At 62.5% G+C, this 15469-nt stretch carries 15 protein-coding genes; 11 read left to right on the top strand and 4 right to left on the bottom strand.

What is annotated here, in order from left to right; all coding sequences use genetic code 11:
- Nucleotides 1-48 precede the first annotated feature (48 nt).
- The 7 genes from ACX82Z_RS21705 (at nucleotide 49) to ACX82Z_RS21675 (ending at nucleotide 7504) form a co-directional block, all read left to right on the top strand.
- Nucleotides 49-930 (top strand): 3-hydroxybutyryl-CoA dehydrogenase, encoded by an 882-nt coding sequence (locus ACX82Z_RS21705; RefSeq protein WP_459591157.1) that lies wholly within the window; start codon nucleotides 49-51, stop codon nucleotides 928-930.
- 138 nt (nucleotides 931-1068) lie between these two features.
- A complete protein-coding gene (locus tag ACX82Z_RS21700; protein ID WP_459591156.1) occupies nucleotides 1069-1881 on the top strand; it encodes an outer membrane protein in 813 nt (270 codons plus the stop codon).
- Nucleotides 1882-2186: 305 nt separating this feature from the next.
- Nucleotides 2187-3389: an ABC transporter substrate-binding protein gene (locus tag ACX82Z_RS21695; RefSeq protein ID WP_459591155.1), complete on the top strand. Its 1203-nt coding sequence runs from the start codon at nucleotides 2187-2189 to the stop codon at nucleotides 3387-3389.
- A 296-nt stretch (nucleotides 3390-3685) separates the two neighbouring features.
- Entirely contained in the window at nucleotides 3686-4483 is a 798-nt protein-coding gene (locus tag ACX82Z_RS21690) for an ABC transporter ATP-binding protein (protein WP_459591154.1), read from the top strand.
- On the top strand, nucleotides 4480-5184 hold the full coding sequence (locus tag ACX82Z_RS21685) for an ABC transporter ATP-binding protein (protein WP_459591153.1): 705 nt from the start codon (nucleotides 4480-4482) through the stop codon (nucleotides 5182-5184). The genes ACX82Z_RS21690 and ACX82Z_RS21685 overlap by 4 nt, the downstream gene beginning before the upstream one ends.
- A gap of 2 nt (nucleotides 5185-5186) precedes the next feature.
- Nucleotides 5187-6188 carry a branched-chain amino acid ABC transporter permease gene (locus ACX82Z_RS21680; protein WP_459591152.1) on the top strand — a complete coding sequence of 334 codons (1002 nt, stop codon included), beginning with the start codon at nucleotides 5187-5189 and terminating at the stop codon, nucleotides 6186-6188.
- Nucleotides 6185-7504, top strand: a complete 1320-nt coding sequence (locus ACX82Z_RS21675) for a branched-chain amino acid ABC transporter permease (protein ID WP_459591151.1) — start codon at nucleotides 6185-6187, stop codon at nucleotides 7502-7504. Before ACX82Z_RS21680 ends, ACX82Z_RS21675 begins: the two co-directional genes overlap by 4 nt.
- A 95-nt stretch (nucleotides 7505-7599) precedes the next feature.
- Here ACX82Z_RS21675 and tlpA read toward each other — a convergent pair whose 3' ends face one another.
- Complete coding sequence (tlpA, locus tag ACX82Z_RS21670) at nucleotides 7600-8274, bottom strand: thiol:disulfide interchange protein TlpA (RefSeq protein WP_459591150.1); 675 nt, start codon at nucleotides 8272-8274, stop codon at nucleotides 7600-7602.
- 30 nt (nucleotides 8275-8304) lie between these two features.
- Here tlpA and argH point away from each other — a divergent pair, with 30 nt between their 5' ends.
- From argH to ACX82Z_RS21650, 4 genes are all read left to right on the top strand, one after another.
- The gene (gene argH, locus ACX82Z_RS21665; RefSeq protein ID WP_459591149.1) at nucleotides 8305-9726 is read left to right on the top strand and encodes an argininosuccinate lyase; all 1422 of its coding nucleotides are present in this window, start codon (nucleotides 8305-8307) and stop codon (nucleotides 9724-9726) included.
- Nucleotides 9727-9763: 37 nt separating this feature from the next.
- Complete coding sequence (locus tag ACX82Z_RS21660) at nucleotides 9764-9976, top strand: hypothetical protein (RefSeq protein WP_459591148.1); 213 nt, start codon at nucleotides 9764-9766, stop codon at nucleotides 9974-9976.
- A 12-nt stretch (nucleotides 9977-9988) separates the two neighbouring features.
- Nucleotides 9989-11257, top strand: a complete 1269-nt coding sequence (gene lysA, locus ACX82Z_RS21655) for a diaminopimelate decarboxylase (protein WP_459591147.1) — start codon at nucleotides 9989-9991, stop codon at nucleotides 11255-11257.
- 87 nt (nucleotides 11258-11344) lie between these two features.
- The gene (locus tag ACX82Z_RS21650; RefSeq protein ID WP_459591146.1) at nucleotides 11345-13870 is read left to right on the top strand and encodes a TIGR02302 family protein; all 2526 of its coding nucleotides are present in this window, start codon (nucleotides 11345-11347) and stop codon (nucleotides 13868-13870) included.
- A 4-nt stretch (nucleotides 13871-13874) separates the two neighbouring features.
- Here ACX82Z_RS21650 and ACX82Z_RS21645 read toward each other — a convergent pair whose 3' ends face one another.
- The 3 genes from ACX82Z_RS21645 to ACX82Z_RS21635 are packed head-to-tail and all read right to left on the bottom strand — an operon-like array spanning nucleotide 13875 to nucleotide 15342.
- Complete coding sequence (locus tag ACX82Z_RS21645; RefSeq protein ID WP_459591145.1) at nucleotides 13875-14240, bottom strand: response regulator; 366 nt, start codon at nucleotides 14238-14240, stop codon at nucleotides 13875-13877.
- Nucleotides 14237-14782 (bottom strand): hypoxanthine phosphoribosyltransferase, encoded by a 546-nt coding sequence (gene hpt / locus ACX82Z_RS21640; protein WP_459591144.1) that lies wholly within the window; start codon nucleotides 14780-14782, stop codon nucleotides 14237-14239. The genes ACX82Z_RS21645 and hpt overlap by 4 nt, the downstream gene beginning before the upstream one ends.
- Nucleotides 14782-15342 (bottom strand): hypothetical protein, encoded by a 561-nt coding sequence (locus ACX82Z_RS21635; protein ID WP_459591143.1) that lies wholly within the window; start codon nucleotides 15340-15342, stop codon nucleotides 14782-14784. Before ACX82Z_RS21635 ends, hpt begins: the two co-directional genes overlap by 1 nt.
- Nucleotides 15343-15469: the final 127 nt, after the last annotated feature.

Genomic DNA, 15469 nt, shown 5'->3' with positions numbered 1-15469 from the left:
ATAAAAAGACGCCCGGCAGCGGGCGCACTCGACGGGATCGCGAGAACGATGGCAGCAACGATCAAGACGATCGGCGTGATCGGCGCCGGACAGATGGGCGGCGGCATTGCGCATGTTGCCGCCATGGCGGGCTACAACGTCAAACTTTACGACGTTTCGTCCGATCGGATCGAATCCGGCATCGCCACGATCAGCGGCAACCTCGCCCGGCAGGTCTCGTCCGGCAAGCTGGAAGATGGGGTCCGTCAAAAAGCGCTCGCGGCGATTTCACCGGCGACCGAGATGCAAGACCTCGCCGACGCGGACCTCGTCATCGAGGCTGCCAGTGAAGACGAGACGATCAAGCGCAAGATCTATGCGCAGCTTTGCCCGCTTCTGAACCCGGAAGCGATCTTGGCGAGCAATACCTCGTCGATCTCGATCACGCGCCTTGCCGCACAGACCGACCGGCCCGAGCGCTTCATCGGCATCCATTTCATGAACCCGGTCCCGGTCATGAAGCTGGTCGAGTTGGTTCGCGGCATCGCGACCGAGGACTCCACCTTCGAGAGCGCGCGCGACTTCATCAGCAGCCTCGACAAGACGATCACGGTGGCGGAGGATTTTCCCGCCTTCATCGTCAACCGCATTCTTCTGCCGATGATCAACGAAGCGATCTATACGCTCTATGAAGGGGTCGGCTCGGTCGAGGCGATCGATACGGCCATGAAGCTCGGCGCCAACCATCCGATGGGACCGCTTCAGCTTGCCGACTTCATTGGTCTCGATACCTGCCTGTCGATCATGCAGGTTCTGTATGACGGGCTGGCGGATTCGAAATACCGCCCCTGCCCGCTCCTGGTAAAATATGTCGAAGCCGGCTGGCTCGGACGCAAGTCCGGGAGAGGTTTTTACGACTATCGCGGCGAGCATCCGGTCCCGACACGCTAGAATTAGACAACTCTAAATTGTGACATTTGGGCAACCTCGCCCATTTTCAGTCACGATCACGTCTTAGTTTACTCTTGTTTGCGCAACTTTCTGACATGCTCTCCGTTGCTGCGTCGTCTCATCTGGAGGGAGTATTCAATGAAGCGCATTATTATCCTGGCGGGCATTGCCTCGCTAGCTGCAAGCACTGCGATGGCGGCTGACGTCGTCTATCAGGAACCGGCTCCGATAGCGATGGACGTCGTCTCGGGCGTTAGCTGGGAAGGTTTCTACGCCGGTATTCAGGCCGGTTACGGGTTTGGATCGGCTGGCGATGTTTCGATCTCGCCATTTACGTTTGGCCCGCTCATCACTGCCTTCACGCCGGCTGGCGCGGTGCCGGGATCGAGCGTCGCACGCGGAAACAGCTTCTCCGACGGGTTCGTCGGCGGTGCACATATCGGTTACGATTGGCAGCGCGGCAATATCGTCTTCGGCGGTGTGCTCGACGTCAACTACACCGATGTCGACAGCGTCGAGAGCGTCTTCTCGCGTAGCCCGGCGGAGTACACTTTCGCTCGCGACTTGAACTACCTCGCCACGTTGCGTGCCCGCGTCGGCTATGCATTCGCCGACAATCGCTGGCTCGCTTATGCGACCGGCGGCCTAGCCTATGGTGATTTCGATATCGACTATATCCAGGGCGCGGCATCGCCCGCCTCGTTCACCACGAGCGGAGATACGGACGGCTTCGGCTATACGGTCGGCGGCGGCGTGGAAACGATGCTCACCGACAATCTGTCGTTCGGCATCGAATACCTCTACACGCGCCTGAACAACGACTTTCAGGCCAATCTGACGGGCGGCCCCTTCGGCGGTCCGGGAAGCGCGAACCCGGCTGCGGGTACGACGCTTGAACCTTCCGACTTCGACTATCACACGGTCACGGCCAAGATTTCGTATCGGTTCTGATCGTCAAAAACGCCAAGAGAAAAGCCGGCTTCCAGCCGGCTTTTTTTTCGCCGCGATCCCGGATCGGCCATTGCCGGGACACTACGAAAGCTGCTTTTCCGACCGCCGCAAATAAAGATTGCGTTCAACGCACCGGCAATTTTGTCCAGAGCGGTCCATCTTCTTGTTAAGCCAGTCGTGAAATGCCGATTTGCGAGGCTTTACAAACGCAAGGCGAGGTTGGAATATCGCGCCCAATCCGGGCTCGATACAGATCCGGGCGAACTTCAGACTCAGGAACACTCTCCAAAGGGAGGCATTTGAATATGTCCAATTTCCGCAACCTCTTCGCCGCCTCGGTGGCCGGCGCTGCGCTGCTCGCCGCAGGTGCCGCATCCGCGCAGGAAGAGATCAATGTCGGCATCATCCTCGGCTTCACCGGCCCGCTCGAAAGCATCACGCCCGCAATGGCGGCCGGTGCCGAACTGGCATTTTCGGAAGTCAATGAAAGCGGCCTCTTGCTCGACGGCTCGACGCTAAACCCGATCCGCGCCGACTCCACCTGCATCGACAACGCCGCCGCGACAGCCGCCGGCGAGCGTCTCGTGACCACCGACAACGTCGCCGCGATCATGGGTGCCGATTGCTCGGGCGTCACGATCGGTCTCGTCAACGCCGTCGCCGTACCGAACGGCCTCGTGATGATCTCGCCTTCGGCGACATCGCCGGCGCTCTCCACCATCGAGGACAACGACTACTTCTTCCGCACCGCGCCGTCCGACGCGCGTCAGGGCGAAGTCCTCACGGAAGTGCTGGGCGACAACGACATCACGTCGGTTGCCGTGTCCTATACGAACAACGACTACGGCAAGGGCTTCTCGGATTCGTTCGTCGCAGCCTTCGAGGCTGCCGGCGGCACGGTGACGATCGCCGCTCCGCACGATGACGGCAAGGGCGATTATTCGGCGGAAGTCGGCGCACTCGCAGCCGCCGGCGGCGACATGCTCGTCGTCCTCGGCTACGTCGACCAAGGCGGTGTCGGCATCATCCGTTCGGCCGTTGACACCGGCGCGTTCGACCGCTTCGCACTGGGCGACGGCATGTATGGCCAGAGCCTGATCGATGTGATCGGCGACGATCTCGAAGGCACGATCGGCGTCGTGCCGGGTGCCGAGGGCGAAGGCTCGGACCTCTTCGCGGGTCTTGCCGAAGCTGCCGGTTTCGACCCGACGAGCTCCTACACCGGTGAAAGCTACGACGCCGGCGCTCTCATTGCGCTCGCCATGCAGAAGGCCGGTTCGGCCGACCGCACCGCGATCCGTGATGCGGTTCTCGAAGTCGCCAACGGACCGGGCGAGCCGATCCTGCCGGGCGAACTCGCCAAGGGCCTCCAGATTCTCGCCGATGGCGGCGACATCGACTATGTCGGCGTGACCAATGTCGAACTGATCGGTCCCGGTGAAGCTGCCGGCTCCTACCGCGAGTACATCATCGAGAACGGCGAATTCAAGACAGTCGGCTATCGCTGATTTTCTGCAGATCGAGTAAGATTATGGCCCGGCGACGACCTCGCCGGGCCATTTTCGTTCAAAATCGTCGCAGTCACGAGACTGTTTGAACCGCGCACTCGACTTTTGAGTTTTCAATCGCTATTGGCGCTCCCACGAATTGCGGGGCGTCAGGCCGTAGCCTTGCATATCCGGCGTGGGGGAGCGTCAGACACCGTTGCGAAGCCAGTGCGCGAATGCGCGCAACAGGCCCGCTTGCGGATTGAACGCACCTCGCAATGGCACAATCAAGAAAAACCGCGGCCAAGGGGAATTGCATGATCAGAGTGGACGATCTGCATATGCATTTTGGAGGCATCAAGGCGGTCGATGGCGCAAGCATCGAGATCGCCAAGGGCTCCATCACAGGTCTCATCGGCCCGAACGGCGCCGGCAAGACGACGCTTTTCAACGTCATCGCGGGCCATTACAGGCCGACATCTGGCAAGGTCTGGCTCGATGGGCAGGACATTACCGGCATGGCTCCGCACGAGCTGTTCCATATGGGGCTCCTGCGCACCTTCCAGATCGCGCATGAATTCTCGACGCTGACCGTGCGCGAGAACCTGATGATGGTGCCGCCGTCCCAGCCGGGTGAAATGCTCGTCGACGTGTGGCTGCGGCCCTCTAAGGTCAGGGAGCGCGAGGCGGATGTGCGCAAGCGCGCGGACGAGGTCATCGAATTCCTCGAAATCAGCCACGTCGCGGACGAGCTCGCCGGCAATTTGTCCGGCGGCCAGAAGAAGCTGCTCGAACTTGGCCGCACCATGATGGTCGACGCCAAGATCGTCTTCCTCGACGAGGTCGGCGCGGGCGTCAACCGCACGCTCTTGAACACGCTCGGCGACGCCATCCTGCGCCTCAACAAGGAACGCGGCTACACGTTCTGCATGATCGAGCACGACATGGATTTCATCGGCCGCCTTTGCGATCCCGTCATCGTCATGGCCGAAGGCCATGTGCTTGCCGAAGGATCGGCCGAAGAGGTCAAGGCCAACGAGCAGGTCATCGAAGCTTATCTGGGAACGGGCCTCAAGAACCGTCCCGCGCGCGCCAGGAAGGAAGCCGTCCAATGAGCTTCCTCATCGGTGAGAACATGACCGGCGGCTATGGCGGCGCCGACATTCTCCATTCCTGCACCATCGCCGTCGAAAAGGGCGAGATCGCGGTCATCGTCGGCCCGAACGGCGCCGGCAAATCGACAGCCATGAAGGCGATGTTCGGCATGCTGGGCTTGCGCGAAGGTCAGGTGCGCCTCGGCGAGAAGGACATTACGACCCTGTCGCCGCAGGACAGGGTCAAGGCCGGAATGGGCTTCGTTCCGCAGACCTCGAACGTCTTCGTGACGATGAGCGTCCAGGAAAACCTGGAAATGGGCGCCTATATCCGCAACGACGATTTCTCGGACACGATGGCGCAGATTTTCGACCTGTTCCCGATCCTGAAGGAAAAGCGCAAGCAGCCCGCCGGCGAATTGTCCGGTGGCCAGCGCCAGCAGGTCGCCGTCGGCCGCGCATTGATGACGCAGCCTTCCGTGTTGATGCTCGACGAGCCGACCGCAGGTGTCTCGCCCATCGTCATGGACGAATTGTTCGACCGCATCCTCGACGTCGCCGCCACCGGCATCGCCGTCCTGATGGTCGAGCAGAACGCACGTCAGGCGCTCGCGATCGCCGATCGCGGATACGTCCTCGTTCAGGGCCGCAACCGGTTCACCGACACCGGCGAGGCGCTTCTCGCAAATCCCGAGGTTCGCGCCTCGTTCCTGGGAGGTTGACGATGGATTTCCTCAATGCCCTCGTCATGTTCGCCAATTTCGTGTTCCTGCCGGGTCTGGCCTATGGTGCGCAGCTCGCGCTCGGTGCGCTCGGCATCACGCTCGTTTTCGGCATTCTTCGCTTTTCCAATTTCAGCCATGGCGACCTGATGGCCTTCGGCACCATGATCACCATTCTGGTGACGTGGTGGCTGATTGGCGCCGGCGTAACGCTCGGGCCGTTGCCGACGGCGCTTCTGGCGCTTCCCATCGGCATAGTCGGCGCGATCCTGATGGCGCTCCTCATCGACCGGCTCGTGTTCCGCTTTTACCGGCGGCAGAAATCGGCCTCCATCGTGCTCGTGATGGCTTCGGTCGGCGTGATGTTCATCCTGAACGGCATCGTGCGTCTGATCATTGGGCCGAACGACCAGCGCTTCGCCGATGGCGAGCGTTTCCTCATCACCGTTCGTGAGTTTCGCGAATGGACGGGCCTTGCCGAAGGTCTGGCGATCCGCCTGCCGGTCGCGATCACGGTTGTCGTCGCCATCGTCGTCGTCGTCGCGCTCTTCTGGTTCCTCAACTATTCGCGCACCGGCAAAGCCATGCGCGCCTATTCAGACAATGAGGATCTGGCGCTTTTGTCGGGCATCAACCCCGACAAAGTCGTGCGGGTGACGTGGATCATCGCGGCCGCGCTCGCGACCATCGCCGGCGTGCTCTACGGTCTCGACAAGAGCTTCCGTCCCTTCACCTATTTCCAGCTTCTTTTGCCGATGTTCGCGGCTGCAATTGTCGGCGGCATCGGACAGCCGATCGGCGCAATTGCAGGCGGTTTCGTCGTCGCCTTCTCGGAGGTAACGCTGACCTACGCCTATAAGCGTGTGCTCGAATATATGGGCTTCCAGCCCGAAGGGCTCGTGCAGCTTCTGTCCACCGAATACAAGTTCGCGATCTCCTTCGTCATTCTGGTGATCGTCCTCCTCATCCGGCCGACCGGCATATTCCGCGGGAGAGTGCTGTGAGCAATCGCAACCGCATCATCGTTCTTTACAGCGCCATGGCGGCGCTGCTCCTGATCGTCGGCGTCTTCCAGAGCTGGACGCTCGCCGTCACGATCCTCAATTTGTGCCTGATCTCCGCGATCATGGCGCTGGGCGTGAATATCCAGTGGGGCTATGCCGGTCTTTTCAATGTCGGCATCATGGGCTTTGCGGCCCTAGGCGGCCTTGCAGGCATCATCGTCGCCATGCCGCCTGTGCCCGGCGCGTGGTCGGCCGGCGGCGTCGGTATCGGGCTGACGGCGATCGCGCTTCTCGGCACGATCGGGCTGGTCGTGCTTGTGCGCTCGCGCATTCGTGGCAAGCGTGGCAATGTCGCCGCAATCCTCATCGCGGCGGTGGGCTATTTCGTGATCCGCCATTTCTTCGATCCGGCGGTTGCCGCGATCGAAGGCTATGACGCGGCGCGAACCGGCTATCTCGGCGGCCTCGGCCTTCCCATCGTGCTGTCATGGCTCGTCGGCGGCCTGTTTGCGGCTGGCGCGGCATGGATCGTCGGCAAGGTCGCGCTCGGCCTTCGCGCCGACTATCTGGCGATCGCCACGCTCGGCATTTCCGAGATCATCATCGCCATCATGCGCAACGAGGAATGGCTGACGCGCGGCGTCAAGAACGTCGCCGGCCTGCCCCGCCCCGTCGCCTACGAAATCCAGTTGCAGCAGCAGCCCTGGTTCCTCGACCTCGCCGCGACGCTGAACATGCACCCGACCTTCGCGTCGGCGCTTTATGTGCGCCTGTCCTATGCGATCCTGTTCGCGATCGTGCTGGTCATCGTCATGTTCCTCGCCGAGCGGGCGTTGAACTCGCCATGGGGTCGCATGATGCGCGCCATTAGGGACAATCGCGACGCCGCCGCCGCCATGGGCAAGAACGTCACCAAGCGCCATTTGCAGGTCTTCGTCCTCGGCTCCGCCGTCGTCGGTGTCGCCGGCGCGATGCTGACCACGCTCGACGGCCAGTTTACGCCCGGCCAGTATCAGCCGCTACGCTTCACCTTCCTGATCTGGGTGATGGTCATCGTCGGCGGCTCCGGCAACAACTGGGGCGCGGTGCTGGGCGGGTTCCTGATCTGGTTCGTCTGGGTCGAGGCAGAACCCGTCGGCGGCTGGGTGATGTCGGTTTTGACTTCCCCGCTCGACCCGTCAAACCCCGTGCGCCAACAACTCGTCGACGCCGCGCCCTATATGCGGCCGCTGATGATGGGCTTGATCCTGCTCCTATGCCTGCGCTTCGCGCCGAGAGGGCTGATCCCCGAGCGCATCTCACGCGCCAAGCACTGAACCGAAAAAGGGCGGCCATGAGCCGCCCTTTTTTATTCACGTCCATCGATTTGAAGCGCAGCGAGCAGGCCGTCCGGGGCCGAATATCGACGATTCTAGAGAGCTGCTTCGATCAACGCCTTGGCATCCTCGCTGGCCCATTCGGCGGGACCGTTCATATGCCCCAGCAGGCATCCGTCGCTGTCGACCAGAAGCGTAACCGGCAGGCCAAGCGCCAGATTGCGGCGACGCAGATCGTTGAAAAGGCCGAGCGTGTTGTCACGGTAATAGCCGAGCGAGGCGACACCGATCTCATCGAGAAACGCCTTCGGCTTCTCGTCATCGCCCGTATCGACATTGACGGCGACGACTTCGAACGTCTCGCCGCCCATCTCGTCCTGCAATTCGTTGAGCGCCGGCATTTCCTCACGGCACGGCGCGCACCACGTCGCCCACAGATTGACGAGCGTCACCTTGCCGATATCGCCAAGCTGCATCGCCTGCCCCTGCGGATCGTTGAAGGCGAGATCGCCGACAAGGCGCGGCGGATCGGCCGGCAGCATGGCGGCGACCTCGCCCCGGATCAGCGGATCGAGCGCGGCGACCTTTTCGGTCTTTGCTTCGCATGCGGCAGCGGCCTGTGGATCGACGGCAGCCGTCGCCGGTGCCGTCTCGTTATTGCCAGACGACCCACCCATCACGTATACGCCGAGCGCACCGGCCAGAACGCCGGCGACGGCCGCGATCCCGATCAGCCGGCCCGTCGGAAGGTTCGATTTTTGATTAGCCATGATCTGTCTCCGGAAACGCGGAATATCACGATGAGCGAAAAGAAGGCCAGCAACCAGATGTGGGGCGGACGATTTGCCTCGGGTCCAGCCGCAATCATGGAGGCGATCAACGCCTCCATCGGCTTCGACAGGAAGCTTTACGCGCAGGACATTCGCGGATCGCTCGCGCAGGCCGAGATGCTGGCAAAGCAAGGCATCATTTCGACAGAGGACCGCGACAAGATCGTCGGCGGCCTGAACCAGATCAAGGACGAGATCGAGGCCGGCACGTTCGAGTTCTCCGCGCGGCTCGAAGACATCCACATGAATGTCGAGGCGCGGCTTGCAGACCTGATCGGACCCGCTGCCGGACGTCTTCACACGGCCCGCTCGCGCAACGATCAGGTGGCGCTGGATTTTCGCCTCTGGGTGAAGGAGGAGTTGCAGCGCACGGAAGCGGCGCTTGCAGCGCTGATCGAGGCGTTTCTGACGCGCGCGGAGGAACATGCCGCCACCGTCATGCCGGGCTTCACGCATCTTCAGACGGCGCAGCCCGTCACCTTCGGCCATCATTGCATGGCTTATGTCGAGATGTTCGGCCGTGACCTTTCGCGCGTGCGTGACGCGATCGAACGGATGGACGAATCCCCGCTCGGTGCGGCGGCGCTCGCCGGTACGGGCTTTCCGATCGACAGGCAGATGACGGCGACGGCGCTCGGCTTTCGCGAGCCGACCCGCAATTCCATCGACACGGTGTCGGATCGCGACTTCGCGCTTGAATTCTTGTCGACCGCCTCGATCTGCGCCACGCATTTGTCCCGGCTCGCCGAGGAAATCGTCATCTGGTCGACGCCGCAATTCGGCTTCGTGCGCCTGTCCGATCAGTATTCGACCGGCTCTTCCATCATGCCGCAGAAGAAAAACCCCGACGCTGCCGAACTCATCCGCGCCAAGACCGGCCGCATCAACGGCCACATGATCGCGCTTTTGACGGTCATGAAGGGTCTGCCGCTGGCCTATTCGAAGGACATGCAGGAAGACAAGGAAGCCGTCTTCGACGCGGCTGAAACGCTCGACCTGATGATCGCAGCCATGACAGGCATGATCTCCGACATGACGGTCCAGACCGCCGCGATGAAGAAAGCGGCCGGTTCGGGCTATTCCACCGCGACCGACCTTGCCGACTGGCTGGTGCGCGAAGCAGGCATGCCGTTCCGCGAAGCGCATCACGTCACCGGCCGCGCCGTCGCGCTGGCCGAAGAGCGGAAAGTGACGCTCGACCGCCTCACGCTCGATGAATTGAAAGCGATCGACGAGCGCGTGACGAACGATATTTTCTCGGTCTTGTCCGTGCAGGCGTCGGTCAAGAGCCGCACCTCGTTTGGCGGCACCGCGCCGCAGGAAGTGCGCCGTCAGATTCGCTACTGGAGAAAGCGGCTGAAACAGGATGCGGCGCGCGCCAAAAGTCGCTAAACACGAACTCATCTTTGCATCGATCCGGACGAGGCTCATGGCATCTGGCAGGTTTATCGCGTCGCTCGCACTCGTAATGGCGGTTGCAATAGCCGTTTCGGCCTGCGGCCGCCGTCCCGGCTCGCTCGACACGCCCTATCAGGCGGCTGTCGACGCCCGGCAGGAAGCGGCAGACAACAATCAGCCGCTGCCGCCCGAGCCGACGCCGCCAGTCCGGGACCGGCCGTTCATCCTCGACGGCCTTCTTTAGAGAAATCCGGCTGTGAACCATTTCGAATACAGGAACGGCGTTCTGCACGCCGAGGATGTGTCGGTGCTCGACATCGCGGCAGAGGTCGGCACGCCGTTCTACTGCTATTCCACCGCGACATTGACGCGGCATTATCAAGTCTTCGCGGACGCCTTCGCCGATATGGACGCGCTCGTCTGTTACGCGATGAAGGCCAACTCCAATCAGGCCGTTCTGACCACGCTAGCAAAGCTCGGCGCAGGCGCGGACGTGGTCTCTGAAGGCGAACTGCGCCGCGCGCTCGCCGCCGGTATCCCGCCCGAGCGGATCGTCTTTTCCGGCGTCGGCAAAACCGCGCGCGAGATGGATTTCGCGCTTGAGGCGAACATCCACTGCTTCAATGTCGAATCCGAACCAGAACTCGAGCTTTTGTCCGAGCGTGCGCTGGCAGCCGGCAGGACAGCGCCGGTCTCCCTGCGCATCAATCCGGACGTCGATGCGAAGACCCACGCCAAGATTTCGACCGGCAAGGCCGAGAACAAGTTCGGCATCGCCTGGAAGCGCGCTCGCGCCGCCTATGCCCGCGCCGCCGAGCTTCCGGGGCTTAAAATCGTCGGCATCGACACGCATATCGGCAGCCAGATTACCGAGTTGCAGCCATTCGACGACGCCATCGCGCTGCTGATCGACCTCGTTGCCCAGTTGAAGGCCGACGGCCATGCCATCAGCCATGTCGATATCGGCGGCGGGCTTGGCATTCCCTATCATTTCGACAACCAGCCGCCGCCACTGCCGGACGCCTACGCCGAGACCGTGCGCCGCAGGCTGAAGCCGCTTGGCCTGAAAGTCATTTTCGAACCCGGCCGTCTGATCGCGGGAAATGCCGGTATTCTCGTCAGCCAAGTCATCTATGTGAAGGAAGGCGAGGCAAAGAACTTTCTGATCGTTGATGCCGCAATGAACGATCTCGTCCGCCCGACGCTTTACGACGCGTTCCACGAAATCCATCCTGTCGTGGAGCCAGCGATGGATGCTGCGCGCATGAATGTCGATATCGTCGGCCCTGTTTGCGAAACGGGCGACTATCTCGGTCAGGATCGCGATCTGCCTGCGATGAAATCCGGCGACCTGATCTACGTCGCGACGGCCGGTGCCTATGGCGCGGTGCAGGCCGGTACCTACAATACGCGGCTGCTCGTGCCTGAAGTGCTGGTATCGGGCGACCGCTTCCATGTCGTGCGCGCACGGCCGAGCTATGACGATCTGATCGGCCTTGATTCGGTGCCGGGCTGGCTCGAATAACGCGCACGTTTCACGATTTGGTGGGCGGCCTCGCCTTCGCCGCGTTTCTTGGTATCCTTGCCGCCAAAGCGAGGACGCGCACGGCCGATGGCATTTGACCTCAAACGACTGAGCGAACTGTTCGATCCGAACCGGGCGGTGGGCCTGCGCCGGACGCGGTTCGCGACCCGTGCGACCATCGTCACGGAGCGCCTCTGGCCGCTGGTCCTGCCGCTTTTGACCGTGATCAGTCTGTTCGTCAGCCTTTCATGGCTTGGCGTTTTCCGCCTGATGCCGGACTGGCCACGTCTCGCCCTCGTCGCATTTTTCGCGATCGCCGCGCTTGCCGCCCTGTGGCCGTTGCGCGGGTTTCGACGGCCGTCGGCACAGGAAATCGACCGCCGCATCGAGCACACCAATGCGTTGCGCCACGCGCCCTTGCGCAGTCAGGACGATCAGCTTTCCGACGCGGACGACCCGTTCGCCGCCGCTCTCTGGGCCGAACATCGCAAGCGTCTGGCGGCCAAACTGAAGGGTCTGCACGGCGAACTTCCCCGCGCCCGCATTCCCGAGCGCGACCCTTGGGCGCTGCGGGCTGTCGCGCCGCTTTTGCTGGTCGTCGCCTTCGCCTATTCGCTGGGTCCGGGCGGCGGCTCGCTGGTGGATGGTTTTCGCGCCGCCGCCGGTCCCCAATCCATACCGCCGCGCATCGACGCGTGGGTCACGCCGCCCGCCTATACCGGGCAGGCACCCGTCTACCTCACGGCAGATGCCAATCGCGACCAGTCCATGTTCACCGTGCCGCAAGGGTCTGCTGTCTCGGTCCGCGTCATGGGCGGTTCCGGCGACGAGCAACTGCGCTTCCTTGATGCGCACACGGCCGACGAGACCGTTTTCGAACCCGAGAACGTGGCGGACACGACGCCGCGGCGCGGCACGACCACGGCAGCAAGCCAGTTTTCCGGAACGCTCGATGCCGATGGCCTCCTGTCGCTCGGTCATGGCGGCCAGGTTGACGACATCGCGACATGGTCGTTCACAGTCACGCCCGATGAGGAACCGCAAATCAGCCTGATCGGTGAGCCCGAACAGGCCACCAACGGCACGTTGCAACTCAATTACGAGGTCGAGGACGATTACGGCGTGGCGTCGGCGCGCGCGATCTTCGAGCCGGCCGATCCTGAAGAAGACGCCCGCCCGCTCTATGAAGCGCCCGAAATGCGCCTGACCCTGCCGCGCCGCCGGGGCGAGGACAACGCCGCGCGCACCTCGCGCGACCTGACCGACCATCCGTGGGCGGGGACGACTGTCGATCTGGCACTTGAGGCCGAGGACGGTGCGGCGCAAACCGGGCGCAGCGAGACGATGCGTTTCACATTGCCCGAACGCCCGTTCCGCAATCCGCTCGCGCTGGCGCTGATCGAACAGCGCCAGTTGCTGGCGCTCGATGCCAACGCCAGACGCCGGGTGCTCGACCTGATAGATGCGATCACGCTTCGCCCGGAGGATACGATCCCGGAACTGACGCACTATCTCGGCATCATGTCCGCCCGCGCGCGCCTCGATGAGGCGACGTCCGACGACCAGTTGCGCGGCGTCGTCGACTATCTTTGGGAAATCGCGGTCACGATCGAGGATGGCGCGCTGAGCGACGCGGAGCGGCGTCTGCGCATGGCGCAGGAAGCGTTGCAGCAGGCGCTGGAGGACGGCGCATCGGACGAGGAAATCGCCGACCTGATGGCCGAATTGCGCGAGGCGATGAACGAATTCCTACGCGAACTTGCCGAACGGGCGACGGAAAACCCGCAGAACGCCATGCCGATGCCGGATGGTATGCAGCAGCTCACCGAGAGCGACCTCGACCGCATGATGGACCAGATCGAAAATCTCGCCCGGTCCGGTGCGCGCGACGAGGCGCAGGAACTGCTCTCGCAGTTGCAGGACATGATGAACAATCTTCAGGCCGGCAACCAGCAACAGCAACAGGGTGGCGGTGAACAAAGCGAGATGAACCAGCAGCTCAACCAGCTCGGCGAACTCATGCGCCGCCAGCAGGAGCTGATGAACGAGACCTTCCGCATGCAGCAGGGCGAACAGGGCGAGCCCGGACAGGGTGGCCAGATGTCGCCGGAGGATTTCGCCGACGCCATGCAACAATTGCAGGAAGGTCAGGGCCAGCTTCAGCAGGACCTTCAGGCGATGATGGAGGCGCTCGAAGGAATGGGTATGCAACCGGGCGAAGGCTTCGGCGAATCGGGCGAGGCGATGGGACGTGCCGGCGAGGCGCTTGGCGAAAGCGAAGGCGAGCGCGCCGTCGGCGAGCAGGGACAGGCACTTGAAGCGTTGCGGCGCGGCGCGCAGGACATGATGCAGCAAATGCAGCAGGCGATGGAAGGCGAAGGCAACGGCCAGCAGCCGGGCGGGCGCAGCGGCCAGACCGTGGACCGGGACCCGCTCGGCCGCCCGCGCGCCACGACCGGGCCGGATTTCGGCGAGCGCGAAAATCAGGTTCCCGACGAGATCGACGTCCAGCGCGCGCGACGAATACTTGACTCGATCCGCGAGCGGCTTGGCAACGCGCTTAGCCCCGAGCTTGAACGCGACTATCTGGAGCGTCTGCTGGAGATGCGCTAAACCTTCAGTGCATCAACGCCTTTGAAACCGCCAAGCGAATGTCTGCCAGCGTAAACGGCTTGTCGACGACGTCCAGCACCACGCGTTCCAGATCGCTCGCGCGTTCGCGCTGATCGGCATAGCCGGTCATCAGAAGAATGCGCAGTGCCGGAAAGCTTGCCTTGGCTTCCTTCGCCATCTCGATCCCGTCCATCGCCGGCATGCGGATATCGGACAGAACGAGATCGTAAGCCCCTGCCTCGCGAGTCAGGATTTCAAGCCCCTCCATGCCGTCTTCGGCGATCTCGACTTGATGCCCGTCGACCATCAAGGCGCGCGCGGTGAAGGCGCGGACCGAGGCATCATCCTCGACGACCAGAATGCGTTTCATTGCGCATCTCCTTTGACCACGCCGACGAAGGGCAACTCGCGAAAAGCGTGCGCGACATCCATTCCATAACCGACGACGAAATAATCTGGACATTCGAAGCCGGTGAAATCGGCGTCGAGATCGGTCTGGCGACGCATCGTCTTGTCGAGAAGTACGGCGATTGAAACGCTTTTCGCGCCGCGCGACATCATCAGTTCGCGCGTGAATTTCAGCGTCTTGCCCGATTCGAGGATGTCGTCGATCAAAAGGACGTCGCGACCGGCAACCTCGTTGTCAATGTCGCGCAGCACCTTCACCTCGCCGCTGGTCGTGCCCGCGCCATAGCTGGAGATGAAGATGAATTCGACCTCTGGCGACAGTCCGGTGTCGTGCATCGCGCGGATGAGATCGGCTGCGAAGACGAACGAGCCCTTGAGGATCGAGATGACCAGAAGGTCCTCATAGTCCCGCTCGGCGATTTCCTTGGCGAGTTCCAGATTGCGCCGGGCGATCGCCGACGCCGAATACAGAACTTCGATATCCTTGCCGCGAACGACGGGCATTAGGGGTTTCCTTCCTGAAATGTGATCGATACGGCGGCAACGCCGTTTGGAGGGGCATCGAGACGGCTGGAAAACGGGTAGACCCCGTCCGCCTCCAGCGCGGATTCGTTCGTTCCCAGATAATAGCGGACCGTCGAACCGTCTACCTCGCTGACGGCGATGACGAGCGAGGGCACGGTCAGAGCCGTGCTGCCGCGATTGCGCACCGCGCCTTCGACGACGAGATGGGCGCTTCCCTCTCGCCTGTCGATGCGGCTCGTCACATCCTCGATCCGAAGCGTCTGGGAAGGTGTGTCGCGCATGGTTCTTGCCAACGGCTCGAGCACGAGGCGATGACCGCCGGCGATCCAGAAGACCAGAAACGCGGCAAGCAGGCAGGTCGACCAGAAAAGCAAAGGCCCGGCCTTGCGCCGTGCAGGCACCGGTTCTTCGTCGCGCGTATAGTACGTCTGCTCTTCGACGACGCGTTCGGCACACACCGGTCGTGTAGCGCGCGTGCTTTTCTCCGCAGGGATGAGTTCCCCTGAGACAAGTCGGTCGTGATCGGAAACGCCCTGCATGGCGATGAGACTGCTCCAGCCGGTACTTCGTTTCGACCTACCCGCAAATCGTTAAGGCTTCGCTTGCCGGGCAAGCTTAACGCTCCATTAACCATGCGGGACCCAAGGTTCTGGCCTCGCCTGCCTC

The sequence above is a fragment of the Aliihoeflea sp. PC F10.4 genome, from assembly GCF_054612275.1.
Note: the sequence above shows the minus strand (reverse complement) of the source record. Positions and strands in the feature narration are given on the sequence as shown.